This window comes from Parasutterella muris, from assembly GCF_009767915.1.
Classification (GTDB): Bacteria; Pseudomonadota; Gammaproteobacteria; order Burkholderiales; family Burkholderiaceae_F; genus Parasutterella; species Parasutterella muris.
Map to the genome: position 1 here is coordinate 1 of NZ_WSRP01000040.1, position 23,887 is coordinate 23,887.

Genomic DNA, 23,887 nt, shown 5'->3' on the forward strand with positions numbered 1-23,887 from the left:
ATCCTTTTATTCCACTGAAATAAATGGATTTTTTGTGATTTTTAAATTTTTAGTTCTCTAGTTCTGCAATTTTTCAGGAAGGACCTAATCGGCTTAAGGCGATTCTCTGAACACGAAGAATCTCATGAGACGAGATTGATTTGATGAGTTTGTAAAGTTCTGCCTTGTGCGAACTGTGATTTTTGAATTGTGTCATCGGAAGCATCGGCAGTTCTTTTTATGTCGTCAGATCGAAGAGAAAGAACTTGAGATCGTCATTGACCGGACCGGACGGAGAAATATACAAGATCGGATTCTCGGTATTTCATTTCATCCGGTGTGTCTTTAATCAACGACTGTAATTCATCCGATCGGGAGGCATGCTAGCAGCAACTCTGCCGCGAATTTAGATATCCGGGCTAAAGCAGCTGACGGAAACAGTGGCTCATCTCATATCCAGACTAAATAAACGCGACACTCTATTAGGTAATGAGCGGATACATTTGTGAATTTGAGAAACAGACTGGTCTTCTACGGATATCGCTTTTGCTGCCGGAAAAAAAATGTATAAGAAATGACGGTGGGTAATACAGCAGCATACACAAGAATATTTTTTTGTGTATAATGCCACCATTCTCTGATGCTTTAGGGCTTCAGACTGAATGAATATAGGTGCGCCTTCGTGGTGAAATTGGTAGACACGCCATCTTGAGGGGGTGGTGACGAAAGTCGTATGAGTTCGAGTCTCATCGAAGGCACCAATAAAATCTAAGCGAAACTGGCCTGTGTTTACGGGCTTTTTATTATCCGATTTCGCTTATCAAAATCTATATTTCCCCTACATATCCTAGCGGCCTGTAATTCCATCCTTGGAGCTTTTGCGTCTGCAACAATTTGTCTTTGACGGTAAGAAATTTCTTGTCCGGCGTATTGAATCCTTATCTGGAAATTTTGCCTTGAACTTCTTCGCTTAATCGTTGACTGTTTTTTCCTGAATGTCTTGTCGGATAAAGGATATTCATTGCAAGTTTGATGCCCTCCGGATATTCAATTGACTGATTAACGTCGGGCTGTATTCGGTTCTACCCAAGCATTCCTAAGGAGTTCGCACAAGAGTAATTTTGGTGACGACGATGGATAGGTAACAATGCAGCTTGTATATTCATCTTGCAAGTGCCTTAGGTTTTAGCTGCCGCATCTGGCCCTATAGTCTTAGAGGCTTTTGCAGCGGGAGTCTTTGCCGATAAAGATTCGCGTAGATATCAGCTCCCGCGATATGATTGCCGGATAAATAAGGAAGCTGCCCTTACCAGTTTGTTTTTACAATGAATGGTGCTGATATAGCCGATGCCATCACCAAGAATAGAATCCATTTCTGACCAACCGAGAGCGTTCTTCCGAACATGTCAGTGAATCTGAATTAGACTCAGGTCAGGGGTTGCCGAAGCTCTCGTTTAGAAATCTGTTGGCTTTTGCACGTAGATCGGATTTTTTTACGCGACGCTTGTCTGAAAAGAGATCGACCTGTGTTAAATCGCACAGGCCAACCAAGAACTCTGGTGCCTTCGATGAGACTCGAACTCATACGACTTTCGTCACCACCCCCTCAAGATGGCGTGTCTACCAATTTCACCACGAAGGCATTCTTTCAATTCATCAGGTCTTGAAGGCCTAAATCATCGAAGAGACGCCATTATACACAAGAAATTATTTTTGTGTAGTCGCAAAAATAAAGTCGCTAAAAAATCTAAAACAATGAAAAGACCGTCGCATTCAGGCTGAAAGATTACGCCTTGTCTAAATATCGGAATTACTGTCAGACGAAACTCGAGGCATTCCCGGCAGTGAACTTATGGAATTTAAAGACGCCTAAATATAAAATCATAGATGTTTGTCTGTAACTATTTCATTTCAGAACGAATGAAAGAAGAATAGACAAGAATTTTTAAGTCCGAACGCATAACATCAACCATGGTCCCTAATTGAAAAAATAGGAGTAATGAATGCAGGACAGCAAAGAAATATCAAGGAGAGCTATCTTGAAATCTGCAATCGTCGCAGGAGCGGCAGCCGCTCCCTGTTTGTCAGCTGAGGCGGTAGCTCAGGAAAAAGTCGTAGTCGGAACTGTTGAAACTCCGGTCATTGGTTCAAAACGTGTCGAACTCGGTAAATTTACCGGTTCCTGCGCGAAGGTATATTTTTCACCGGTCATCAGCTCCGAGATGCTGATCAAACTCTATAACTTAGTGAATGAAGGCATTTACGGCAAAGTCGCAATTAAACTTCATACCGGTGAAAAACACGGCCCCAACATCATTCCCCCCGATCTGGTTAAAGCGCTCCAGGCGACCATTCCCAACAGCGTTATTGTTGAAACCAACACTCTTTATGAGGGCGACCGATTCACTACTGCCGGACATCGCGAGGCTCTGAAGGTCAACGGTTGGGACTTTTGTCCGGTTGACATCATGGATGAGCATGGATACGTCAACCTTCCGGTTGACAATGCATTCCATCTGAAAGAAGTAGCAATGGGCAAGAACATTGTTAATTACGATTCAATGCTCGTTCTCACGCACTTTAAAGGTCATGCAATGGGCGGCTTCGGCGGTTCTATGAAGAACATCGCTATCGGATGCGCATCCGGACAGGAAGGCAAGAGACAGGTTCACGGCGTTTCGGGAGAACCGCCTGCAGATTGGAACGCATGGCCCGCCAAAGAAGTTCTGATGGAAAATATGGCTGACTCTGCCAAAGCCGTAATCGATCATTTCGGCAAGCGAATCACTTACATCAATGTCCTTCGCAACATGTCCGTTGACTGTGACTGCGCCGGTATCCACGCAGCAAAACCGACAATTAAGAATATCGGTATTCTGGCTTCGACAGACCTTTTGGCGATTGATCAGGCTTCAGTCGACCTTGTCTACGGTCAGACTGCAGATAATCATGATCTTGTCGAGAGAATTGAAACCAGACATGGTTTGCGTCAGCTGTCTGCAATGGCTGAACATCATATGGGCAATACACAGTACGAACTTATTGAGGTGATGTAATCACACTTCGGAAAGAAATTCGGGTCACTCATAAAATTCTCTAAGTGGCTCGATCGAGTTCTCTCAGGCCGGATAACCTCCGGCCATATTTTTAAGCAGTCCTCCTCCGCAGAATCGGCAGCAAACCAAAACCCGAAACATACTCTGTCGACGCATCGGTAACCGCATCAATTTTAATTTTCATTTACACATGTAACCTCGAAATTTACACGTATTAGTTAAAACCCGTATATAAATATAAATGAATCACGAAATTAAGTGATGATACTAAGTGAGGTTTATTATGAAATTAGTTCAGGCTGCAATTCTCAGTTCGATAGCTGCTTTTGCTTTTACAGTCAATGCAGCTGAAATAACAGCGCCTTCTGTCGATGCTGCCGATACTGTGACCAAGACCACCACCACGACGACATCAGCCAATTCCGGCGGAAGCATCACCGAAACTGTCGAAACCATTAAGGGAGACGCATCCGCAATTAAGCAGCACGTAAAGGACGGCAGCTATACGGAACTTCCTACAGATAAACAGAAACTTGGTCAGGACGTAGATAATGCCAAGAGTCAGTTAAAGAATAGTTTCTCTTTTGGCAGCGGAGATTCATCAGTTAAGTAGTCGAGAAGTTAGATCTTCACACTGCATGGGGTGGGCGGTCCTTTTGGCCGCCCTTTTGTATGGGTGTTATTGGGAGCGGTTAACCGAAATCCGCCCAACAGGTTGTAGAGTCCTTTTTTGACCGATCAGAGGATAGAAAAAATCGAGAGAATGCTCAATTTCTTTTTAGCCTTCTTATTTCAGCATCTGTTTCGGCGAGGCTTTATAGTCGAGATCCAAAAAAGCCGGACAGCGAGTCCGGCTTTCAGGTAAAGAATCAGATTCTTAATTCAGTTCAAAAACCTTGCGAAGTTCTTCCGTTGTCAGGTTTTCATCGAAGGGGACGTACTCGCCCTTGCTATTTTTGAAAACACCGTAGGGAACCGCTCTGCAGCCGGCGCGTCTGTGAAGTTTGGTGTTTGTCCAGACTTTGTCTCTTAACTCAACCGGAAGTTTGGAAATGTCGTAGCGAATACCTCTGAAATCCGGATCCTTAAAGTGTTCATGCTGCCGCTCAAATACTTCATAGGGCTTATCAGCCATAAGGATCGTCGTACCCTGAGGCTCGGAATGGATGTTCATGAAGGAGATCGGGTAGAAATTCACCTGAACGTCCTTCAGAAGCGGCTGGAGACGCTGTAAGAGACGCATGCAGTCCGGGCACTGGGTGTCGAACGCCACCACGGCGACAGGAGCACCTTCTTTATGAGGAAAACTAAATCCTGTGCCGTCCTTGAGAAAAGAGTTGTACATCTTTTCTCCGTTCCAAATCGGCGGGACGGATGCGGGAGAAGCCGAAGCGGTCTTCACTCCTGCGGTCATTGCGGCAACCGCAGACGCAAAAGCGAAAAGAGTGCGTCTGGAAAATTTAGCATTCATTATGGTGTCCTTGAAAAAAAAATAGCGATGATAAAAAGAATAATAATTTTGAAATATTTTTAAACGCTTAAGTTGGAGCGTTTTGTCCGGTCTGAGTATAGTTATGTCTGAAAATCTTATATGCGCCATGGGGCAGAGAAATTTTAGGAAAAGATATGACGGAAAGTTTGAGAGAAAAGGCGATTGAAGGTTACCTGGACAGAGACGACGGTGTGGACTGGATGGGACTCATGACATATGCGAACAGCATGTTTGACGTGAGAGACAGCATCAAGCCGAATCTGCCGGTCTTCAAGTTTGACGGAGAAGAAGCAAGAAGACTCTTTAATGAGCATTTCGCATATCTGAAAGCACATCCTCTGATCATTGACCCGAAAGACTTCCGTGACAACTGCCGTCTGCTTCAGAAGCGTTTTATTGAAACCGGTGTCATCAATGAACCGCACCAGATCGAAATGCTGAATACTCTTGACTGGGACAAACTCTCTGATGAGGCGATCGCATTAGCCGGTAAAGATCCGTCGGAATTGTTTGAACGAGCTTCTTCCGATCTAGGTATCGACGCGGAAGATGGTGAAAGCCAAAGCGTTCTTGCAGGCCTGTTTATCAATATTATCCGCGCTTATCTGAAACCTGTCGGAGAAGCGATGACAGGCGCACTCACAAGACTTGATGAAGTTGCTGTGCGCGATAAACCGCTTCTTTGTCCGACTTGCGGTTCTGTTCCTGCGATTTCTTCTGTCAGTGAGGTTGCGGGAACTCAGTCTAACGAGCGCAAACTTTTCTGTTCCTGCTGCGGCACGGTTTGGCCGTTTGAACGTGTTCGCTGCGCCTACTGCGGCAATACCAACAGCAACAAACTGAAGTATTTCTATGCCGATGAAGACCCCGCTCATCGTCTGCACGCCTGCAAAGAGTGCGGCGGCGTGATGCCTACCGTATTCCAGAACGTCCTGAAGGGCGAGCTCGATTACGATATTGAGCTGGTAGCAATGGGCGTAGTTCAGAATCTGTATGAGGATCAGATCAAAGATCAGGATACAGAAGCCTAATCACCAAGGTAGAGCATTATCGGCCTCGAGGAAACTCGAGGCTTATTTATTTTTAGGAATATCAACAAGACGCATATCGTTTGCGATTCTGTGAACTCGCCTCTGAATGAGTGAGGAATTGCTGTTGATGTGGTATTTCTTCGGGTTGATGAGAATGGAGGCCAATCGAATCGCTTCATTTCGGTTCAGCTGAGAGGCGCTTTTGTGAAAGTAGGCGCGTGAAGCAGCTTCAACACCGAATATTCCGCTTCCGAACTCCGCAATGTTGAGATAGACCTCCAGAATACGTTTTTTGCTCCAGAGCGCTTCAACGATTGGCGCAAGAATAATCTCCTGAATCTTTCTGAAGTAGCTTCGGTCGTGGCTGAGAAACAGATTTTTAATTGTCTGCTGTGTCAGAGTAGAACCGCCGGGCGCATGGCGTTCGGAAAGGAGATTGCGCTGTGCGGCTGTGAGAATGGCGCCCCACTGCAGACCGTTGTGGTGCATGAAATTGGCATCTTCGGCAGCGACGACCGCGCTTTTCATGTACGGCGAGATTTTGTCGTAATCAACCCAGCTGTAGCGGACCGGGTGCGGCGCGTTTTCTGAGAGTCGGTCTTCTTCCTGCCGCATATACGGAGTAGAACTCGGGTCAATGAATGCGAAGAGGGCGATTCTTGCGATATAGAAAAGCTCAAGCGCGAAAACCGCAAGCAAAAGAAAAAGGAACATCCTGGTCACTAAAGACCGGATGGAAGTTTTTTTATTCTTTTGCCTGGATGAGCTGAACACAATGCCACGGGATCCCTAAATGCGATTGAGATATTTTAGTCGCAGAAAGCGTTATTGTGATTTTTGTTGATGTATACTTTCTCTCACTTTCAGAGAGTCCCGATCGTCTAGAGGCCTAGGACATAACCCTCTCAAGGTTAGAACACGAGTTCGAATCTCGTTCGGGACGCCAGAGACTTCTAGCTTCAACCTACGTCACACTGCACCAATTATCGCCAAGTATCAGTATCCATGCGGGTTTTCAGAATTCGAACCGCCTCGTCAAACCGACTCTTTTAAGTTCAGACGCCCCCCTATTTCCTCATGTGCTTGGTATATCAAGTGGTATACGTTTTCTAGTTTTTCTCTTTGGTATTTCTGAATCAGAAGCAAGGAAGGGTATTGATGAGGAAAGGCTAAGAAACTCTAACTCAGTCTTCGATGGAAAGACGGGAGAGATTTTCCTTAACGGAGATCATGTCAGTCGTGAAAATTTAGATAGAGTGTTGGCGCATGAGCTCGTTCATGCGGCGAAGCGTTCTGCAAAGTTCTGCCCTTTAATCTCGCAGCTTGAAAAGTCTGTTGAAGACCCTATGGAAGCTGCTTAAACAGTAGCGATCCAGCTGTAAAGAAACTCTGGCAAGATGTACAAAAAAAGCTTGAGAAAGCCGGAGAAACAACTGACGCAGAAGAAAGGCTCACCTACTTCCTTGAGGTCTATTCTGGAAGATAAGGAAAAGTTCCGACAGGCATAAAAGCAAAGTTGCGTGAAGTTCTGGCGGCGATAAAAGAGTGGTTCGACAGCTTTTTCCATGTTAAGACTCTAACCGAAGACGATGTTGCCTCTCTACTTTATAGAATAGCGCAAGACGCATTTGAGACTAGCCAACCCTTTATTGATGACAGCGTTAAAACGTCGTTCGCAGGTGAAAAAGGAATGGCAAGCAACAGCACAGCGACGCTTAATAAAGCCATTGCAGAAGAAGAGATGGAGAAAAGAGGAAACTCCCCCAAAGAAATAAAATTTGCCACAGGCTGGATAAAAGCGAGCCCCTCGTCCCAGTCCTCTTCAACGTCCGAAACGGTTCCTACCCACAAAGCAGGTGGTACTATGTCCGAGGATACTCGCAAATCCAGTATATCAGCTCTCACCAAAAAGCAAAAGGACCGAAATTTAAACGACGTTAGAAGAGGTCTCTTTAAATCTTGGGGTGTTGCCGTAACAAACCAGCTGCTGAACTCTGGTAAGGTCGTTATTTGCCGCTCTAACGAAGAGTTCCTTGATAGGATGGTGGAGGATGAGTACGCCAATAATCCGTCTAAATCTAAGGAGGAAATTCGTTAGGAGCTTATCAAAGGAAAGATAAGCCTTAAGTACAATGGGATGGAAGTTTATTTGAGTAAGAAGGGCAGCAATAACTACGTAATAACTTCTTATGGGAAGGATAGCTCAGAGGTGTGGCCTTCAGGACAGCTCAGCCACACTGGTCAGATTAAGACCTCCGCGGTTGCCAGAGATCAAAACTTATCTGGGCTCGTGAAAATTATCGCAGAGCAAAAACTCCTTTTCAAGGGGGAGAAAGAAAATCAGAGCAAACTCGACCCAAAAACTCAGGAGACCCTAGACGGTATTAAACAACGAAAAGCCTCCAAAAAGGCTAAGTCTGACGCTTCCCAAAAGGCAAAAAAGAAACAACCTCGCGAGGTAAAGACCCCTGAAGAGAGAGTCGCCGCCAGAAAAGCGAAACTCGATAAGATGCTTCCCAAGGAGCGTGGAGCTTATCTTTGTGGCGAGCGAATTAAAAGCTGAAAGCAGAGATTGAAAAGGCTAAAAAAGACGCGAAAGCGGAAAAAAGCGCTTAGAAACGAAACCCGAAATCCAGAGTTATGATGTGATCAAGGCTCCGGCTCTTGCGGAAAAAGCCATAGAGAAGTATCTAGGGCAAGATACTCCGCTTGCGAAGGCTGTGTCGAAGGCACTGGAATACGCCAAACACCTCAAGACGGCGCTTGGAAACAACTTCCGTAAGTTCACGACGGACCTTGTTGTTGAGATGGATAAACTTGGGATCAAGGCCGGTAAGGAATGGTGGGGCAAAGTAACAGAGTGGCAGAAGAAGAGAGAAACCTATAAAGCTGAAGCCGCTGTCGGTGTGGATGTCCGTGGCTTTGCCTTTCAAATTAGAACAGAAAGCATGGCCCATATTGAAACTCGTCACGGAGTGGGAAATGAGGTGCCGAGCAGGAGACAGGTACCTTGGGATGTTAGTAATACGATGATGTTTCCGAAGTCTTAAACAATCCGGACAAAGTTTATGCGGATGCAGAAGAGTATTCCCGAGGGAATACCTGAGTGTTTTTTAGAAAAACGCTTGCAAACGGTAACGCTCTTGTTCTGGAAGAGGTTTTAGTGGGCAGAGGTATTCTTGAGGTCGTTACAGGACGGATAGAGAAGAATACAGCGACTGGGTCCCATGGCTCAACGTCCGAAACGCATCCTGCTCCCGAAGCAGGCGCCTCTATGCCCCCTAGTCGCCGCAAACCTAGTGTATCAGCTCTCACCAAAAAGCAAAAGGACCGAAATTTCAACGACGTTAGAAGAGGTCTCTTTAAATCTTGAGGTGTTGCCGTAACAAACCAGCGGCTGAACTCCGGTAAGGTCGTTATTTGCCGCTCTAACGAAGAGTTCCTTGATAGGATAGTGGAGGATGAGTACGCCAAAGATCCGTCTAAATCTTAGGAGGAAATTCGTCAGCAGCTTATAGATGAGGGTCTGGATCAAGGGACCAACGCTATCTATGACGAAAAGACAGGAAAGGTCTATATCAACGGAGAAAACGTTGACGAAGGCGAAGCCGGTGCGGTTCTTGCTCATGAAATAGGCGTCCACGCGGCCAAAGACTCAGAATTTAACGAGCTTATTAAAGAGATCGAAGGCTGACTTGCAGTCCTGATGGAAAAAGGGCTGAAGAGCACAAAACCCTCTGAAAGAAAATTCTGGGAAGAGGTCAAACGCCGCATGGATGACGCCGGTGTCTCGGATAACGAGGAAAGACTTGCGTACTTCTTGGAGGTTTATACCAAGCGAAACGGTGTTGTTCCTCAATCCGAAAGATCGGTGTTCGACCAGATTGCCGGTGCGCTAAAAAATTGCTTTTGGAGTTCCTTGGCATTAACAGCCTCAATGAACACCAAGTAGCTGAGCTTCTCTGTGATGTGGTAAGAGCTTATGCGGAAGAGGCCAGTTACAAAAAAGAATTGCATTCTTCTTCTATGATGAGGAGCGCCTCGAAAGCTATCAAAGGAACGACTGTTCAAGCAAACGGGAAGCAGGTTGATACCACATAGTACGTGTCGGTAAAAATAACCCTGATCTGGCCTACTTTGAAGGTTTTAAAGGTTGGGCAAAAGAAGGCTTTAATGCCAATTATCTTGCTGGCCCAATCCGTATGGTAAAAGGGCATCTTAGGTTCCCGGATGGTGGAAGAATGAAGCACCTCACGGGTACCGGTATGCTCCATCGCATGAATAACGCTAAACGCTATGGTCGATAAAAGCAGAATGCCATCGAACTATGTCAAAGGGGACTTAGCAGAAAATGTAATGCGTGAAGTTACACGAAATCTCTCTGGAGGAGCGCAAGCAGTGTATGCGGTTTCCGGTAACCAGATTATGGTTAAAACAAAAGGAGGGTTGGGAGTCCTCTTGGTGTGGAAGGCGTGGGATCCTCGCAAAGAGAACGGAGAAGGCTTTTGGTCCGTCCAGACTGCCTATTCAAAGAGCTTGATGGCTTATGAAGCAAAAAGAGGGAATGAATGGAAAGGGGTCCTAAGAACGCGAGGCGGGACTTCGGGCGTACAACACGTCGTATCTCAGACTACCAACCGCAACTCAAACAGTACGCCGGCTCGTACTGCTCCATCGCTAATCCGCCCAACAGATGACCGGCTGTCGGCGGGCCGTAGAAGTCTTGAAACGTTCTCAGAACCCCGAGAAGTTGATAGTACCACTCTAGAGGAGGAAACTAAACAGAGAGACCGAGAAATTACAGCCGCTATCTTGAATTATCAGGAGGATCAGGAGAAAGAAAATCAGAGCAAACTCGACCCAAAAACTCAGGAAACCCTAGACGGTATTAAACAACGAAAAGCCTCCAAAAAGGCTAAGTCTGACGCTTCCCAAAAGGCAAAAGAGAAAAAAACTCGCGAGGTAAAGACCCCTGAAGAGAGAGTCGCCGCCAGAAATCGAAACTCGATAAGCTGCTTCCCAAGGAGCGTGAAGCTGATCTTCGTGGCGAGCGAATTAAAAAGCTGAAAGCAGAGATTGAAAAGGCTAAAAAAGACGCAGAAGCGGAAAAAAAGCGCTTAGAAACGAAACCCGAAATCCAGAGTTATGATGTGATCAAGGCCCCGACTCTTGCGGAAAAAGCTATAGAGAAGTATCTGGGGAAAGATACTCCGCTTGCGAAGGCTGTGTCAAAGGCACTGGAATACGTCAAACACCCCAAGACGGCGCTTGGAAACAACTTCCTTAAGTTTACGACGGACCTTGTTGTTGAGATGGATAAACTTGGTATCAAGGCTGGTAAGGATTGGTGGGGCAAGGTAACAGAGTGGCAGAAGAAGAGAGAAACCTACAAAGCTGAAGCCGCGGCAATTTATCTCCGATTAGACAAGATTTCCAAAGAGTTCCAAGCTAAAGTTGAAGACCTAATGTATCGATAAACAACCAGTGGGCTGTGGGTGTTTGACCTTTCCGGTTGGGAAAAAGCCGATGGAAGTAACCTCACAGAGGAAAACTTCGCTGTTAGCCCAGAGCTGGAAGCTGAGTTCCTTGATCTCATGAAAAGAAAAAAGACGGGATTCTCTCTGTTTTAACAAAAGAAGAGCTTTTCTTGATGCTGGAAGAAACTCTAGAAAAGGGTACTTGTAAGGTACAAGGTTCTATCGATCAATCAAGCGTGATTGAGGTGTCCCTAGTTGAAAGTCCTATTATTCTGATAAGGCTGGCAGGCAAAAATGCCTGGATGCTTACAGGTTGGGCAATCAGTAGGGAGAGAAATTAGCTGAATTAGAGAAGTTGCCTCCGGATGAACGCAGATCAGCTTATTTTACTTCTGCGCCTACGCAAGTAAGCCCTACCATTAGCCGGACAAACGAGGGAGCCGGAGGCCTAGAATACAATTATACCGATGATGGATCAATCAAGAATCTGATGTTGTGTTTTTGCAACAAGTTATCCAAGGTGAGGTAGGTCCGACTGACAGAGCCATGTCTCGGAGGAACGTAATTATCCACAATACGGAGTCAACAGATGAAGAAAAACTACAGGATAAGGCTTTAGACGTTTGGTTCAAGGCGCTCGTATCTTTTGTTGTAGGTGAAGAGAAAGAAATTGAGTAGTCCGATCTTTGAAGAACACTTTAGCCCTCACGGTTTATATAGAACCTAGGCGAAAGTAATAACAGAACGTATAGAAGATAACACGGTGAAAATATATGCGAAAAGCCACAATACAAGAGTATCGCGATAGATACAACAGCCTTACGACCAATGAAGAACGGTTTGCCTTGATAACCGAACTCTACAACTTGGTGCACTCGAGAACTAGACAAACTACGGAGCAGTTTTATACGGTCGGCGAAAAGGGTGCCAGCCGGCAAAAGTTGAACGATCGAGCGATTAATCTCATTGAAGAATTTAACAACGATCCAAATAAAAAACCGACGGATGCGGAGAAACAAGTCCTTGCTCAGTTCTCTGGTTTCGGCGGCGGTTTGATTGACAAGACTACAGGCCAAAAAGGCAGTGTTTACGAATACTACACACCGAAACCAATCGCAGAAGGTGTGTGGGATTGTCTCCAAGGATTAGGATTTAGCGGCGGAAAGATTCTTGATCCGAGCGCCGGCACTGGTATCTTCGGAGCGACGGCGCCCCTTAATGCGGCTGTTGATGCGGTAGAGTTGAGTTCGCTTTCCGGTCGAGTGAGTCAGTTGGTGAATGACGGGCCGGGATACAATACGACGATTTCCAATTTTGAAAAAGTAGCCGCAAAGACTCGCGACAATGTTTATGACGCGGTGGTAACGAACGTGCCTTTTGGAGCCGTAGCGGATCGCGGAGCTAACCGAATGGACGACTCTCGCTATCAAGATGACCCGCTAGAGGTTTACTTCATCCTGCGCAGTCTTGAAAAATTGAAGCCTAATGGTTTGGCGGCGTTTATTGTTCCTATGAGCTGCGTCTCCGGAAAAGGCGGTAAGCCGGAAGAGTTAAGAACGAAGGCTACGATGATGGCTGAGTTCGTGGGCGCGTATCGCTTACCGAGCGGCACATTCAGCACCGCCAGCACTGATACGGCTACCGATGTGATTTTCTTCAGGAAATTCAGCGATGAAACCGCTGAAAAAATTGCCGAATTAAGGGAGCAGAAGCCGGAATTACTCTCGGAAGCAAAAATCCAGTGGGAAACATTCATTGAAGGTAAATACTTCGACAGCTACGAAGGCAAAAAGTATGTTCTCAGTGAGTTCGTGGCTAAGGACCCAACAAAATTCAGAGATGTTGACAAAGTAATCTCTAACGCCGACTTGAACGACTTGCGCGAGATTTTACGCACTCGCAAACTGCCGAAGTCTAGAATCAACTGGGAACTGCTGGAAACTTCTGAGACTACACCGATCGTTTACAACGAGGGGGACACAATCAATCACGCCGGATGCGCGCTTGTCATGCGCAACGGCGTTTGGGTGCAGCTTGCGAAGAAGTCAGAGGATTGAGAGATTGCGGAGCTTTCCGGAAAACGTCCAGACCCGTACAAGGCCTTTTAAAACAAAGTAACCTACAGTGCCGCACAGCGATACAAATCCTACGTGGATCAGGGTGAAAGCTGGGCCGATATGTCCGATAGGTTTAGGGAAACATTCGCTGCGCTTGCAAAACTGCCGCAAAACTTAAGGGATGGAAGGATAAAAGGATCAACGAACTTGCTTCGAAAATCCTATTTGAGCAATCAACGCTGTTGTCCGAGTTTTTTGCAATGGACGGTGTACAACGACAGCAGCGTTTTGGAGTAACTCAAAAGGAAGATGAGGCGATAAAGGAATTAGACCTGCAGCAGTATTTTGATTTATACGAGAAGTTAGAGGTGGAGGGCGTAGAGATTATTACGTTATATTCTCCCTGTTATCCGGCAAGCTTAAACACTAATTTAGTAATCGGAACCGAAAAAGATTCACGTCCTCTGATCCTTTATTGTGCGGGTAATACAAAGATTCTGAATAATTCCTGTGCATCAATTGTCGGCAGCAGAGAGGCGAGCGAAGAATCTCTGAAATTTACGGCAAATGTGGCAGAAAGATTAACTGCGGAAGGCACGGTTATTGCCTGTGGTTATGCAAAAGGCGTAGACAAGCAGGCTTTTGACAGCTCTATCGAAAGCGAAGGTCAGAGCATTGTTGTGCTGCTCAGGGAATTTTGACGTTCGGATCAGAAATGAAAAACAGTGGTGTTTTTAAAAATGTTCTGGTCCTCTCGGTATTTCCTCCAAAAGCTCGATGGACTGCCGGTTTAGCGATGGCAAGAAATAAATATGCCTTAGCGTCTGAAATCTACGTTGCACAATCGAGTACGACGGGAGGTACTTGGGAGGGCGTAAATGAAGGTCTCAGTATGGGACGAAAGATATACATTTACGCCTCACGTAGCTCTCCTGACGCCGTTGTGAAACTGTTAGTCGACAAAGGTGCTGTACCGGTAGATGTAAACGGTTATGAACTTCAGGAGAAGAATTAACAGTCTGTTCGTAAAGGCGAGAACTGCTGGTCTCTTAGCTCTCCAACCGTTCGGCGCTGATTTATCATCTTTTTAGATTAATGGTTTCCATAACCGCTATACCCGATTTGAGTACTAATTGCTTATACACTTTGATTAATAACTCAAATCACATTAAGGAGACTGTATGAGCGTTTATCTGCAGACTAAGAGCTGGGAAGAAGCTCGAAAAGCCATTAAGAAAAGCAAAGGCGTCGCGATTGTTCCGATCGGAAGCGTTGAACAGCATAGCTACCACCTTCCGCTTGGTACGGACACGTATGTCGCAATGACCGTCGCAGAAGACGCCGCGGAAAAAACCGGCGCTGTTCTGACGCCGCCGGTTTGGTTTGGATGGAGCCCGCATCATATGGTGCTTCCCGGCACAATCACAATTCGTCCGGAAGTTCTTTTCGAGATGACATACGACATCATCGAATCCTTAGTCGCACACGGCCTCAACAAAATCATTCTGATCAACGGACACAGAATCGTAAATGTAGTCTGGATGCAGCTGTGTGCACAGAAAGCTCAGAGCAAACTCGGCTGCACCGTCAAGATTTTTGATCCGGCCTATATGAGCAAAGATATTGTTAAAGAGCTCGGATTCGGCCCGGTCGGACACGCCGAAGAAATCGAAACATCTCACATGATGGCCAGATTCCCGGACATGGTCCATTTGGAGAAAGCCGTCGATAATCCCATCAAAGACACACCGCTTTATTCCGTCGATCCGACTTATGAACATGACACGCTTTGTTATGTGCCGAGCAGTCTTGCGCACGCCAAGGCGGCAGCGGAGAAGTCCGGCGGATGCACCGGTGAGCCGAGCAAGGCCGATGCCGAGCGCGGGAAGATTTATCACGATCACCTGGTCAGCAACTTGGTCAAAGTTGTTGAACAGCTTCAGAGTGAATAACATCGGAGTCTGCGATGAGATTTAACGGTAAAACCATATTTTTTTCGGTGCTGATCTTCAGCATCATCATGGTCAATCCCCCGGTTGTATTTTGGGTCAATGACTACTGCGTCACACACCCGCTGACCTTTGGCTGGCCGACACTTTATCTTTGGCTTGAATTCTGGTTTGTGGTCATGATCGTCGACTTCATTGTCGCCGCGTTAAAGCTCAAGGCCTGGAACTGCAGCCAGGATGCTAAAGAGATCGAGCAGGTCTCAAGACCCGAGTTCTAAGGAGGGACAATCATGAATTTAGGTCTTGTTATTCTGACTGTATATCTTCTTGTTCTCCTTGGTATCGCGCTTTACGCAGCCAAACAGGATAAGAAAAACATTAAAGACTTCGCAACAGGCGGCGGTCTCGGAATCTTTATCCTGACGCTGACGTTCTCAGCGACTTACCACAGCGCATACGCCTTTATGGGCGCGGGCGGTTTCGCATACAACAACGGAATCGGCTGGTGGTGCAACGGTTTGTGGACGGTGCTTCCGGGCGTGCTTTTCTGGGTATGGGGACGCCGATTCTGGTTTGTCGGCAAGCGCTACGGCTATCTTTCGGTTTCCGACTATGCATCCGACGTTTACCGCTCTAAGACGGTCGGTGTTCTGGTCACACTGATCACGATGGTCTTTACGATTCCCTATGTCGCGATTCAGGCCATCGGATGCAGCTACATCTTCCAGACCATTTCCGGAGGCATGCTTTCTTATACCGCAGGCGCTCTGATCTTCTTTGCGATCATGATCGTCCTTGTGTTTTTAGGCGGTATGAAGGGCGTTGCGATTACGGACGCGGCGCAAGGTGTCTTTATGTTTGTCGGTCTGCTCGGCGGCTCGCTCTGGGTTATTCTTGCGAACTTCCCGTCTGTGGCTGACGCCTATCAGGCTGCTTTCAGCCACACTCCGGAATTATTCACACTGCCGGGACCCAAAGGCGTTGTCACGCCTCAGGACTGGGTCTCCCGCTGGGTTGTCATTACCTTCGGCATGATGATGTTCCCGCAGGTGACGCTGAGATTCTTCGCAGGTAAGAACCTGAATGTTATGAAGTGGTCTGCCGTGTTCTCTTCGATCTACCTGACCATGATTTACGTCTTTACGCCGTGCGTCGGTATGATCGGCCGTATCCTGATGCCGGATATCGCGGCTCCGGATACCATCTTCCCGGAACTGCTTCTCAAGTACACGCCTGCGGTCTTTGCAGCGCTCATCATCAGCGGTGCGCTTGCTGCCGCGATGTCAACGGGTGACTCTCAGCTCCATGCGACTTCCACAATGCTCGCTACCGACGTTTACAAGAAGTACATCAACAAGAAAGCAGACGAAAACGCGATGTACAACGTCGCTAAGGTCGGTGTCATTATTATCGGTTTGGCCTCTGTCGTTTTCGCGCTCACTCGTCCGACAGCGCTTGCTGATCTTCTGGTGCTTTCCAACGGCGGTGTGGCGGTTTTAGTTCCGGCGGTAATCGGCGGACTTTATTGGAAGAGAGCGACGAGAGAAGCTGCGATTGCTTCGATCGTTATCGGGGAACTTCTGATGATTACGATGACCTTCATTCTGAAGGCCGCTCCGTTCGGTCTTTCAGGAGCGTTCTGGTCCATGATGATTTCTCTGGTGATTTTCGTCGGTGTTTCTCTGGTCACTAAGCCTCAGGAACACACCAAGCAGGTCATTGACTCTATCAATGATTTCTTCGCGGAAGACGAAGAGCCCGCACAGGCTCCTCAGAAGAACCTGGCGCTCGACTAATTGGTGCGCAAATCCCGCGGATAAGAAGGCGGTTTAAAAACCGGTTTTAAGTTTTGCGGGATCATTAAATAAACGAAGAAGCTCGGAAATCAGCCGGGCTTTTTCTTTGGGTTTGCAAAAATAGGGCCGGCATCTTACGGATGTCGGCCACGCGTGTTTGAATCCGCAAACGGCGAGGATTTTCAGGGTAAACCTTGAAAATGCAATGTGCAGGTGCAATACTCAGCCGTTTGCAGAAACTGGCACAAATTCAAATGAAGGAGTTTTTGAGTAAATTGATTTTGAATATTAAAGATCCAGCATGTCCATGCCGATATAGTGCTGATACGGATGATCACAGGCAGGGCATTTTGTCGGAGGTGTCAGGCCTTCATACACAAAGCCGCAAACCAGACACAGCCATTTAATCGGTTTTTCTCTTTTCCAAACTGTACCGTCTTCCACCTGCTTGAGCCAAGCTTGGAAACGAGCCATGTGATGTGCTTCGATGGATGCGATGGCACGGAACTTAGCGGCGATCTCAGGGAAGCCTTCTTCGTCAGCGACTTTTGCGTAGGCGAGGTAAGCCTCAACTCCTCCAATCTTTTCTTCTTCAATAGAAATCTTCAGGTTGTCAGCGGTCTTTCCGATTGCGCCGGTATCTGTTTGTACACAGCCTAGGACCTGTCCGTCGGGAAGAAGATTGAGGAAAATCTTGGCGTGGCGAAGTTCGTTCGCAGCGGTTTCGTTAAAGACGCCCTGAAGCGGAAAATAGCTTTCTTTGCCAGCCTGCGCCGCATAAAAAGTGTAGCGTGCGTATGACTGGGATTCATTCAGATAGGAAATTGTCAAATTCTTTTCTGTCTGAGTACCTACCAAACTTTTTGTCATTATCAAACCTCCAAATTGCTTTATCGGGTGATCAGCGTCACACGGTATAGGTTAATTACATACTCAGAGAAGAGCCTCCAAAGCACCTCAAAATAAGCGTAAAGAGTTGAGGCGATTTTTATTTAGAAAAATCAGTTTGTTATGAATGATTTTCGAATAAAGAGTTACAAATTGGAAATTGCTTTAAACGATATAAAAGTATTTGGATTCAGTGGGTTATAGGAGGTTTTAGTTATTTGTGCGGCAATTTGCCAATGGCGGCTGACCAGGGCCTCCTTATAGTGGGTGATTCAGAGTGTGGCTGCCTTATAAGCCTGCGTGTGAGTGTGAACGCATATTTCTCGGGCGACCGAGAAAATCATGCTCAGCGTCAAAGCGGTTTTCCGCTTTTTTCTTCAATCTTGGCGAACCGCCGTGTTCGCCGAGAGGGGACTGCGGGACGTCTTTTTATTCACCTTTTATTAATGATGATTAAAGATATGCAAACTCGAATTTGTCCTGAAACCGTTGCGCTGATTCTTGAGCGCGCCCAAGGCAATTATCGTGAAATCCTGCAGTATGCCGGTGTCAGCGAGAAGGTTCTTCACAAACCGAACCAGGAATGTCCCTGGTGCGGCGGAGAGGATCGTTTCTCCTTCACCGACAAATTTAGAAAAGGCGATAGCTACTGCCGTCACTGCGGCCATCACAGCGGTGTGGATTTGCTTATGCTGATCCGAAACTTCTCTTATAAGGAAGCGCTTCTGTATATCGCAGACTTTTTCTCGATTCCCGTTGAAGAGTACCGTGCTGTACGTCGCCGCAAACCGATTCAGAGGACTCGAGACTCCGTCGAAAGACTGTGGAGTTCTTCGCGTCCGATTGAAGAGGGAGACGGCGCCTATCTCTATCTTCGCTCAAGAGGAATTCTCGGGAAACTTCCTCCCGCTCTGCGTTCAATCAAGTCTATGCGATATTCGCAGCAGGCTGAAAACGGGCAGGATTGGGAATCGAGCTATTTCGAGGGCCTCATTGCGGAGATCAGCGATATGCACGGAAAACGAGTGAATCTGCACAGAACTTATCTTGAAGGAGGCCGTAAGGCCGATGTTAAGACAGTGAAAAAGGTTCTCTCAAAGGAGCTCTCCGGCTGCTCTATTCGGCTTGGCGAATATCAGCCCGACGGAGTCCTCGGACTTGCTGAAGGAATTGAAACCGCGCTCTCGGCTTCCGAACTTTTTAAAGTTCCGGTTTGGTCGGTGATCGCGGCGTTTAATTTCAAACAATTTGTCCCGCCGGAAGGCGTCAGAAAACTGATCCTTTTTGCGGATGCGGATCTGAACTTTGTGGGACAAAGAGAAGCCTATTGCGCTGCCGCTGTTTTAAAGCAGCGGTATCCCGCGCTTGAAGTTGAAGTACGTCTTCCGGACTTTCCCGGCTGGGATTGGAATGACGTGCTGATGCACAGGCGCGCTCAGAAGGCTTCGTAGCACCAAAGATGCTTAGCGGCACTTCAGGGCGATAGGCTGGCGGAATTAGATTTCCGCCGACAAAGAAAGGCTCCTGCACAAAGCCTTTCTTTGACGGAAAACATTTGTGCAGTTTTTTTATACCCCGCGGGGCTTTCGACCCCGCGGCAGCGGCGGGAAAGCTCCGTTTTTTATTTGGAGTTTTTTATGCAGCAGGTATTTGACGATGTGATTTGCGCGGAAGAGTTTGGTTTTACTTCCGAGCAGAAGGTTCTGGGCTATCAGAGAGAATCATGGGATGTTTCCGAGCATTACCTGATTCCGAAGAAAGACCCGAACTATGTTTTCCGGCAGGAAACACTGGGCATTATGTCCGCATGGTGGGAGATGGGTTCGGGAGAGCCGCTGTTTGTCAGCGGTCCTCACGGATCCGGCAAGACAAGTTTTATCAATCAGTTTTGTGCCCGAGTTCGTGCTCCGGTCATTGCGATGACCGCACGCGCGCGGCTGGATCGAACAGACTTGATCGGTCACTATGTGATTGACAAAGACAAAAGCATGCGCTTTGTTGACGGACCGCTGACGCGGGCCTGGCGGCGCGGTTTTGTGTTTTTGGTTAATGAAATGTCGGCAGCTCCGGGCGATCTCTGGCTTTCGGTCAACGAACTGCTGGAGGGTGCGCCTTTATTTATTGAGGCAACCGGAGAGGTGATTGAGCGTCATCCGCGCACGAGGATAGTCATGACAGACAACATCCGAGGCTTATGTGATGACGAGAAAGGCTCCTACGTGGGGCGTTTCGTTCAGGATCCCGCGGTTATGGACCGCTGCTGGAAAATGCGCATGGACTACATGGACGCGGACTCTGAGATTGCACTCATTCTCAGCAGTACGCCGGAAGTTCAGTGCGTCGGCATTTCTTCATCAGAGTGGAAGCGGGAATTTGCGGTGCGTCTGCGCAAATCGGCCGAAAGAGTTCGTGAAGCTTATTGCGGCATGGATCCTACGGTCAGTGTAGACGCGACAATTTCCACGCGTGTTTTGATGAGATTTAGAGATTTGCTGCTTTTGAGTTATCGCTCCAAAGCGATGGGATGCTCTCATCGCGAAGCGGTCAGAAAAGCGCTCCGCATTTCTCTAACTGACTGCCTTGACTCGACAAGCGCCTCAGTCATTGAGAAGCTTGTTGAAGCTGAATTAGGCAATATCGGCGACTATCTCCTCGTGTAGCTGACACGAGGAGGTAAGACAAGAGCTGTCGCAAGTGTTTCTAAACTTTCGTTCGTAAAGAGCGAACAACCCACGGAGATCGAGGGAGTGTTGCCCCTCGATCCTTCGGGTCAGGGCCTCTCCCTTGAATCAAAAGGAGAATTCCATGACCGATTTGTTCCGGGACGCATCTTTCTTTGGCGGATGCGAACCAAAAAATAGTGACAAAACTGATGTTGCCGAGAACAGCCTTGTGCTGGTATCTTTCCGGATTTCCGTTTGGACGGGTATGAGCACAGAGCAGACCTCGGTAGAGGAAGGCGCGGAGAATATGCGTCGAAGACGCATTGTTCCGGCCTCGATGCTGAAAGTATTTTCAGATTTTCGGGTGCGCGCCAAAGCGCTTTGCGCGGAAAGAGGAGAGCCCTATCTGAACGGCTATGTCATGAGGCGATGTGACGCTGTCTCGGTTGAACGAACGCTTGCGATTTGGCGCAGAGAGTTCTGTCGGCAGCGAGACGAAGTGTTTGCGCCGTTTTATGAAAAGAGTGTTTATGACAGGTCGATGGGAGTCGTTCCGAAAGGATGCGCTTCGGACGTGATTTGTCCTTCGACGGATTATGTTCTGCGCCGCATTTCTTTTGAGTTCGACGCCTTTACTCTTGCGAGCTTCAGCGGTTCCCGCTCTTCGCTGCAGTCCTTTATTCAAGGTCTTGCTTTGCGATTTGCCGAGGAACTTGATCTCGTTCGCATTGCCGCTGAAAGCGGCGCCATAACGGATGCGCTGCTTTGCCGGCTGGAGATACTTAAAGATCGTCTTTTAGTTTGGCAGGGCTATCGCGAGGAATTCCGTGACGGCGCGCTGCATCTGACTTCGTGCATTTCTCAGGCCATGCGGCTTAAACCGTATTGCCGGGATAAAACCTCGATGCTCAGTGAAATTGAGGCGGCGTTCAAACTTTTGGACGCGGCTTCGAGGACGGAGATTGAGGCTGAGCCGAAAACTGCGGAGCCTATAGCCGAGTCTGCTGAACCGGACTTTTCTATGGCCTGCGGCTTGGAAGCCATGCTTGCGCGAGGCAAGTCATTATTTTCTTTTAGCTAACACCGGGCGCGCGGCCGAATCTCTAATGAGATCGGCCGCTCAAGCGGTCCCAGAGGAACAGATTTTGAGAGTCGAAACCTGCAACACCATCAACGTCTATAAGGCGGTCAACAGTATTCTTGCCTCGCTTGCGAACTACAAAGACATTCAGATTGTCTTCGGAGGGGTTCCGAGTACGAACGGTAAAACCGTTTACTTGGGAGAGCCGCCCACGCATTCGCAGGACGCGCTTGACGCTTATCTTGCGCACGGCACCCACGAGATTCATCATGTGCTGTTTACGGATTTTACGAATGTTTCCAAGCTTGGCGGTCTGCATCCGCTGGTAAACGCTTTGGAAGACGTTCGTATCGACGCGATCGGCTATCGTAAAACACCGGGCACTTATTTTTGGCGTGAGACCTACTTAGAGCGGATGCTCAAGAGAGGACGTCTGCCTGAAGTCAACGAAAAGACATCGCCTGCGAAGCTTTTATGCCTGAGCCTTTACTGGCATATGACGGACAAGACGCTTGGCTACAGTTTTACTCATATGCTTTCTCAGAGCTCGCAGAACGAATTTATCCGACGTTTTGGCGAGGATCTCTATGAAGAGCTTTCCGCGCTTGCGTATTCAGCTGTGACTTCCGAATCCACTGATGAAGTTATCGCATATGCCAAATTAATTGCCGAACGTTTTATTAAGGAGCTTTCTTTAGGGAAAAACCGCCGCAAAACTTCCGGCAATTCCGTTAAAAAGCAAGCGGAGCAGGAGGCCGTGCCGGCAAAAAACACTTCTTCTAATTCGACCGGTTCCGATGCGGCAGCCGACAGGAAGCTTGAGCAAAAGTTTACGGAGCTCTTTGAAGGAGAAAATCCGGATCAGTTTGATATTCATAAACTGCTCGAGCAGGAGAGCAGAAGCAAAGGGAAGTCTCCCGATTTGGCTCAGGGCAGCAACTCGATTTGGCCTGCGGTCAGAAGTGAGCTTACGCAGAGCATAGACGAGCATTTTGTACAGGATTTAGAGCAATACGAGATTACCGCCTCAGCCCGATTCAGAAAATTTTTAAATTCAAATGTCATGCGGCCGAGACATCTGAGCCGAAGAGGCAAACAGCTCAGTACACCGGCGCTTGCGGGACTGATGGTTGGCGAAGATCGTATTTTTACGACGGAAGATACTGTTAAACAGCCCTCGGCCGCCTTTGCCGTGCTGATCGACCGAAGCGGTTCAATGGATAAAAGAACGATGCGTACGGCGGCGATCTGCGGCGCAGTTCTTTGCCGTCTGATTGACCGCGTCAGCGGATGCAGAGCGTCTGCTTATGCGTTTCCGGGAATGGAGCGAAACACGCTTTTAGAGATCAAGCGTTTTGATGAGCGTTCAGAGTCCGTGACAGATCGCTTCGCGGGTATCCGCTCCTTTGGGTATACACCGGTTTGTCAGTCGCTGAATTCGGCAGCCGCGATTCTTTCCAACCGCAAAGAGCGGCGCAAGATTATTTTTATGCTGACAGACGGTTTATGTTCCGAGGAGGAGCTTCTCAAGGAGCGCAGCAAAGTCTTAACAAATGCCGGTATAGAGGTTGTATGTCTTGGCATCGGCAGGCTCTCTCCGCTTATTTTTGATTTGCAGAAAAACATTGAGGATGCTTTTGATATGCAGGAAGCGTTATATGAGCTGCTTGAAGCGACGATGAAAAAGCATGCGGACTGATTAGGCCTCTGAGAAGTCTGAGAAAAAACTTCTAACATTTAAGCGGTCTGCGTGTCTCAAAACGAACGGAATCGAGAAAGCCATGAAGTCTCAAGCCTATGATGGCCCCATCATTTAGTGGAGGAATTCAAATGATTTCTTTTAAGAAAACACTTTTTGTCGGTTCAATGGCAGCTGCTCTTTTAGGCTTTGGTCTTACAGCCTCCGCTCAGCAGACTCAAGGTCAGCAGGATCCTCAGGATCAGGCCGTTTATTACGGTGCTCCCTGCATGATGGACGGTTTTTATCAAGGTGCTCCTGTTACGAGCCAGTACCCGGTTATGATGGGCTTCTACTGCCCGTATCACGGCATGTATCATTTCCGTCCGGTTTATCTGCCTACTCAGCAGCAACAGCAGATTTACCAGCAGTATCAGCAGGCTCCTCAGACCCAGACACCTCAGGCCGCTGCTCCCCAGACAGCTCCTCAGGCTCCCGCACAGCAGACTCAGCCGCAGAATTAATTTTCTTTGCCAGCTGATTCACGCTATAGGGCGACGCGATTTCGATCGTGCCGCCTTAATTTTTGCCTTTTCCCGACAAACGGCAATATTCTTTTTCCCGAGTTTTACAGTTTACGACTGCATAAAATCCCTGGAAGCTCCGTGTAGCGGGGCTTCTCCGATCTTACGATTTCCACGCCGTGGTAGCTACAACTTTCAGCCCCGGTAAATGAAGTT

At 47.6% G+C, this 23,887-nt stretch carries 24 protein-coding genes and 3 tRNA genes; 22 read left to right on the forward strand and 5 right to left on the reverse strand.

Translation table 11 applies throughout. The features are described 5' to 3' along the window. The first annotated feature begins 655 nt into the window (after positions 1-655). Positions 656-740: transfer RNA gene (locus E5987_RS10675), tRNA-Leu, on the forward strand. A 796-nt stretch (positions 741-1,536) separates the two neighbouring features. On the opposite strand, the gene E5987_RS10680 is transcribed toward E5987_RS10675, so the two are convergent. Then, positions 1,537-1,621: transfer RNA gene (locus tag E5987_RS10680), tRNA-Leu, on the reverse strand. A 397-nt stretch (positions 1,622-2,018) separates the two neighbouring features. Here E5987_RS10680 and E5987_RS10685 point away from each other — a divergent pair. After that, entirely contained in the window at positions 2,019-3,035 is a 1,017-nt protein-coding gene (locus tag E5987_RS10685) for a DUF362 domain-containing protein (protein WP_237178808.1), read from the forward strand. Between the two features lie 283 nt (positions 3,036-3,318). Then, the gene (locus tag E5987_RS10690) at positions 3,319-3,648 is read left to right on the forward strand and encodes a hypothetical protein (protein WP_160336073.1); all 330 of its coding nucleotides are present in this window, start codon (positions 3,319-3,321) and stop codon (positions 3,646-3,648) included. 264 nt (positions 3,649-3,912) lie between these two features. Here E5987_RS10690 and E5987_RS10695 read toward each other — a convergent pair whose 3' ends face one another. Next, positions 3,913-4,506: a thioredoxin fold domain-containing protein gene (locus E5987_RS10695; protein ID WP_237178809.1), complete on the reverse strand. Its 594-nt coding sequence runs from the start codon at positions 4,504-4,506 to the stop codon at positions 3,913-3,915. A gap of 155 nt (positions 4,507-4,661) precedes the next feature. On the opposite strand from E5987_RS10695, the gene E5987_RS10700 reads away from it, so the two are divergent. After that, positions 4,662-5,558, forward strand: a complete 897-nt coding sequence (locus E5987_RS10700; protein ID WP_160336074.1) for a formate dehydrogenase accessory protein FdhE — start codon at positions 4,662-4,664, stop codon at positions 5,556-5,558. A gap of 42 nt (positions 5,559-5,600) precedes the next feature. On the opposite strand, the gene mtgA is transcribed toward E5987_RS10700, so the two are convergent. After that, on the reverse strand, positions 5,601-6,272 hold the full coding sequence (gene mtgA / locus E5987_RS10705; RefSeq protein WP_160336075.1) for a monofunctional biosynthetic peptidoglycan transglycosylase: 672 nt from the start codon (positions 6,270-6,272) through the stop codon (positions 5,601-5,603). A 156-nt stretch (positions 6,273-6,428) separates the two neighbouring features. Between mtgA and E5987_RS10710 the strand changes: the two genes are divergently transcribed. The 4 genes from E5987_RS10710 (at position 6,429) to E5987_RS10725 (ending at position 8,608) form a co-directional block, all read left to right on the forward strand. Next, positions 6,429-6,504: transfer RNA gene (locus tag E5987_RS10710), tRNA-Glu, on the forward strand. Positions 6,505-7,074: 570 nt separating this feature from the next. Continuing rightward, positions 7,075-7,656 carry a hypothetical protein gene (locus E5987_RS10715; RefSeq protein WP_160336076.1) on the forward strand — a complete coding sequence of 194 codons (582 nt, stop codon included), beginning with the start codon at positions 7,075-7,077 and terminating at the stop codon, positions 7,654-7,656. Between the two features lie 39 nt (positions 7,657-7,695). Then, entirely contained in the window at positions 7,696-8,121 is a 426-nt protein-coding gene (locus E5987_RS10720; RefSeq protein ID WP_160336077.1) for a hypothetical protein, read from the forward strand. Between the two features lie 82 nt (positions 8,122-8,203). Next, positions 8,204-8,608 (forward strand): hypothetical protein, encoded by a 405-nt coding sequence (locus E5987_RS10725; RefSeq protein ID WP_160336078.1) that lies wholly within the window; start codon positions 8,204-8,206, stop codon positions 8,606-8,608. Positions 8,609-8,862: 254 nt separating this feature from the next. On the opposite strand, the gene E5987_RS10730 is transcribed toward E5987_RS10725, so the two are convergent. Further along, positions 8,863-9,186 (reverse strand): hypothetical protein, encoded by a 324-nt coding sequence (locus tag E5987_RS10730; protein WP_160336079.1) that lies wholly within the window; start codon positions 9,184-9,186, stop codon positions 8,863-8,865. 78 nt (positions 9,187-9,264) lie between these two features. Between E5987_RS10730 and E5987_RS10735 the strand changes: the two genes are divergently transcribed. The 9 genes from E5987_RS10735 (at position 9,265) to E5987_RS10775 (ending at position 16,837) form a co-directional block, all read left to right on the forward strand. Next, positions 9,265-9,510, forward strand: a complete 246-nt coding sequence (locus E5987_RS10735) for a hypothetical protein (RefSeq protein WP_160336080.1) — start codon at positions 9,265-9,267, stop codon at positions 9,508-9,510. A 404-nt stretch (positions 9,511-9,914) separates the two neighbouring features. Then, entirely contained in the window at positions 9,915-10,625 is a 711-nt protein-coding gene (locus E5987_RS10740) for a hypothetical protein (protein WP_160336081.1), read from the forward strand. 83 nt (positions 10,626-10,708) lie between these two features. Beyond that, the gene (locus E5987_RS10745; RefSeq protein ID WP_160336082.1) at positions 10,709-11,035 is read left to right on the forward strand and encodes a hypothetical protein; all 327 of its coding nucleotides are present in this window, start codon (positions 10,709-10,711) and stop codon (positions 11,033-11,035) included. A 773-nt stretch (positions 11,036-11,808) separates the two neighbouring features. Next, complete coding sequence (locus E5987_RS10750; RefSeq protein ID WP_160336083.1) at positions 11,809-13,092, forward strand: N-6 DNA methylase; 1,284 nt, start codon at positions 11,809-11,811, stop codon at positions 13,090-13,092. A gap of 260 nt (positions 13,093-13,352) precedes the next feature. After that, complete coding sequence (locus E5987_RS10755) at positions 13,353-13,793, forward strand: DNA-processing protein DprA (protein ID WP_160336084.1); 441 nt, start codon at positions 13,353-13,355, stop codon at positions 13,791-13,793. Positions 13,794-13,807: 14 nt separating this feature from the next. Continuing rightward, complete coding sequence (locus E5987_RS10760) at positions 13,808-14,107, forward strand: LOG family protein (RefSeq protein WP_160336085.1); 300 nt, start codon at positions 13,808-13,810, stop codon at positions 14,105-14,107. 166 nt (positions 14,108-14,273) lie between these two features. Continuing rightward, positions 14,274-15,044 carry a creatininase family protein gene (locus E5987_RS10765; protein ID WP_160336086.1) on the forward strand — a complete coding sequence of 257 codons (771 nt, stop codon included), beginning with the start codon at positions 14,274-14,276 and terminating at the stop codon, positions 15,042-15,044. Positions 15,045-15,058: 14 nt separating this feature from the next. Beyond that, a complete protein-coding gene (locus tag E5987_RS10770) occupies positions 15,059-15,319 on the forward strand; it encodes a hypothetical protein (protein WP_160336087.1) in 261 nt (86 codons plus the stop codon). A gap of 12 nt (positions 15,320-15,331) precedes the next feature. Then, a complete protein-coding gene (locus E5987_RS10775; protein WP_160336088.1) occupies positions 15,332-16,837 on the forward strand; it encodes a sodium:solute symporter family protein in 1,506 nt (501 codons plus the stop codon). 288 nt (positions 16,838-17,125) lie between these two features. On the opposite strand, the gene E5987_RS10780 is transcribed toward E5987_RS10775, so the two are convergent. After that, positions 17,126-17,707: a rubrerythrin family protein gene (locus tag E5987_RS10780; protein ID WP_237178810.1), complete on the reverse strand. Its 582-nt coding sequence runs from the start codon at positions 17,705-17,707 to the stop codon at positions 17,126-17,128. 479 nt (positions 17,708-18,186) lie between these two features. Here E5987_RS10780 and E5987_RS10785 point away from each other — a divergent pair, with 479 nt between their 5' ends. From E5987_RS10785 to E5987_RS10805, 5 genes are all read left to right on the forward strand, one after another. Continuing rightward, the gene (locus E5987_RS10785) at positions 18,187-19,176 is read left to right on the forward strand and encodes a DUF7146 domain-containing protein (RefSeq protein WP_237178811.1); all 990 of its coding nucleotides are present in this window, start codon (positions 18,187-18,189) and stop codon (positions 19,174-19,176) included. Between the two features lie 186 nt (positions 19,177-19,362). Then, the gene (locus E5987_RS10790; RefSeq protein WP_160336090.1) at positions 19,363-20,385 is read left to right on the forward strand and encodes an AAA family ATPase; all 1,023 of its coding nucleotides are present in this window, start codon (positions 19,363-19,365) and stop codon (positions 20,383-20,385) included. Positions 20,386-20,530: 145 nt separating this feature from the next. Then, positions 20,531-21,469, forward strand: coding sequence for a DUF3150 domain-containing protein (locus E5987_RS10795; RefSeq protein ID WP_160336091.1), 939 nt, complete (start codon positions 20,531-20,533; stop codon positions 21,467-21,469). Positions 21,470-21,533: 64 nt separating this feature from the next. Next, positions 21,534-23,168: a vWA domain-containing protein gene (locus tag E5987_RS10800; protein WP_160336092.1), complete on the forward strand. Its 1,635-nt coding sequence runs from the start codon at positions 21,534-21,536 to the stop codon at positions 23,166-23,168. A 131-nt stretch (positions 23,169-23,299) separates the two neighbouring features. Beyond that, positions 23,300-23,671, forward strand: a complete 372-nt coding sequence (locus tag E5987_RS10805) for a hypothetical protein (protein WP_160336093.1) — start codon at positions 23,300-23,302, stop codon at positions 23,669-23,671. The last annotated feature ends 216 nt before the right edge of the window (positions 23,672-23,887 follow it).

Coding starts and splice junctions, on each gene's coding strand:
- E5987_RS10755 (WP_160336084.1), top strand. CDS start 13,353: ATGGACGGTGTACAACGACAGCAGCGTTTTGGAGTAACTCAAAAGGAA.
- E5987_RS10740 (WP_160336081.1), top strand. CDS start 9,915: ATGCGTGAAGTTACACGAAATCTCTCTGGAGGAGCGCAAGCAGTGTAT.
- E5987_RS10775 (WP_160336088.1), top strand. CDS start 15,332: ATGAATTTAGGTCTTGTTATTCTGACTGTATATCTTCTTGTTCTCCTT.
- E5987_RS10720 (WP_160336077.1), top strand. CDS start 7,696: ATGGAAGTTTATTTGAGTAAGAAGGGCAGCAATAACTACGTAATAACT.
- E5987_RS10790 (WP_160336090.1), top strand. CDS start 19,363: ATGCAGCAGGTATTTGACGATGTGATTTGCGCGGAAGAGTTTGGTTTT.
- E5987_RS10760 (WP_160336085.1), top strand. CDS start 13,808: ATGAAAAACAGTGGTGTTTTTAAAAATGTTCTGGTCCTCTCGGTATTT.
- E5987_RS10730 (WP_160336079.1), bottom strand. CDS start 9,186: ATGAGCAAGAACCGCACCGGCTTCGCCTTCGTCAACGTTTTCTCCGTT.
- E5987_RS10690 (WP_160336073.1), top strand. CDS start 3,319: ATGAAATTAGTTCAGGCTGCAATTCTCAGTTCGATAGCTGCTTTTGCT.
- E5987_RS10735 (WP_160336080.1), top strand. CDS start 9,265: ATGGAAAAAGGGCTGAAGAGCACAAAACCCTCTGAAAGAAAATTCTGG.
- E5987_RS10780 (WP_237178810.1), bottom strand. CDS start 17,707: ATGACAAAAAGTTTGGTAGGTACTCAGACAGAAAAGAATTTGACAATT.
- E5987_RS10785 (WP_237178811.1), top strand. CDS start 18,187: ATGCAAACTCGAATTTGTCCTGAAACCGTTGCGCTGATTCTTGAGCGC.
- E5987_RS10700 (WP_160336074.1), top strand. CDS start 4,662: ATGACGGAAAGTTTGAGAGAAAAGGCGATTGAAGGTTACCTGGACAGA.
- mtgA (WP_160336075.1), bottom strand. CDS start 6,272: ATGTTCCTTTTTCTTTTGCTTGCGGTTTTCGCGCTTGAGCTTTTCTAT.
- E5987_RS10770 (WP_160336087.1), top strand. CDS start 15,059: ATGAGATTTAACGGTAAAACCATATTTTTTTCGGTGCTGATCTTCAGC.
- E5987_RS10805 (WP_160336093.1), top strand. CDS start 23,300: ATGATTTCTTTTAAGAAAACACTTTTTGTCGGTTCAATGGCAGCTGCT.
- E5987_RS10750 (WP_160336083.1), top strand. CDS start 11,809: ATGCGAAAAGCCACAATACAAGAGTATCGCGATAGATACAACAGCCTT.
- E5987_RS10795 (WP_160336091.1), top strand. CDS start 20,531: ATGACCGATTTGTTCCGGGACGCATCTTTCTTTGGCGGATGCGAACCA.
- E5987_RS10695 (WP_237178809.1), bottom strand. CDS start 4,506: ATGAATGCTAAATTTTCCAGACGCACTCTTTTCGCTTTTGCGTCTGCG.
- E5987_RS10765 (WP_160336086.1), top strand. CDS start 14,274: ATGAGCGTTTATCTGCAGACTAAGAGCTGGGAAGAAGCTCGAAAAGCC.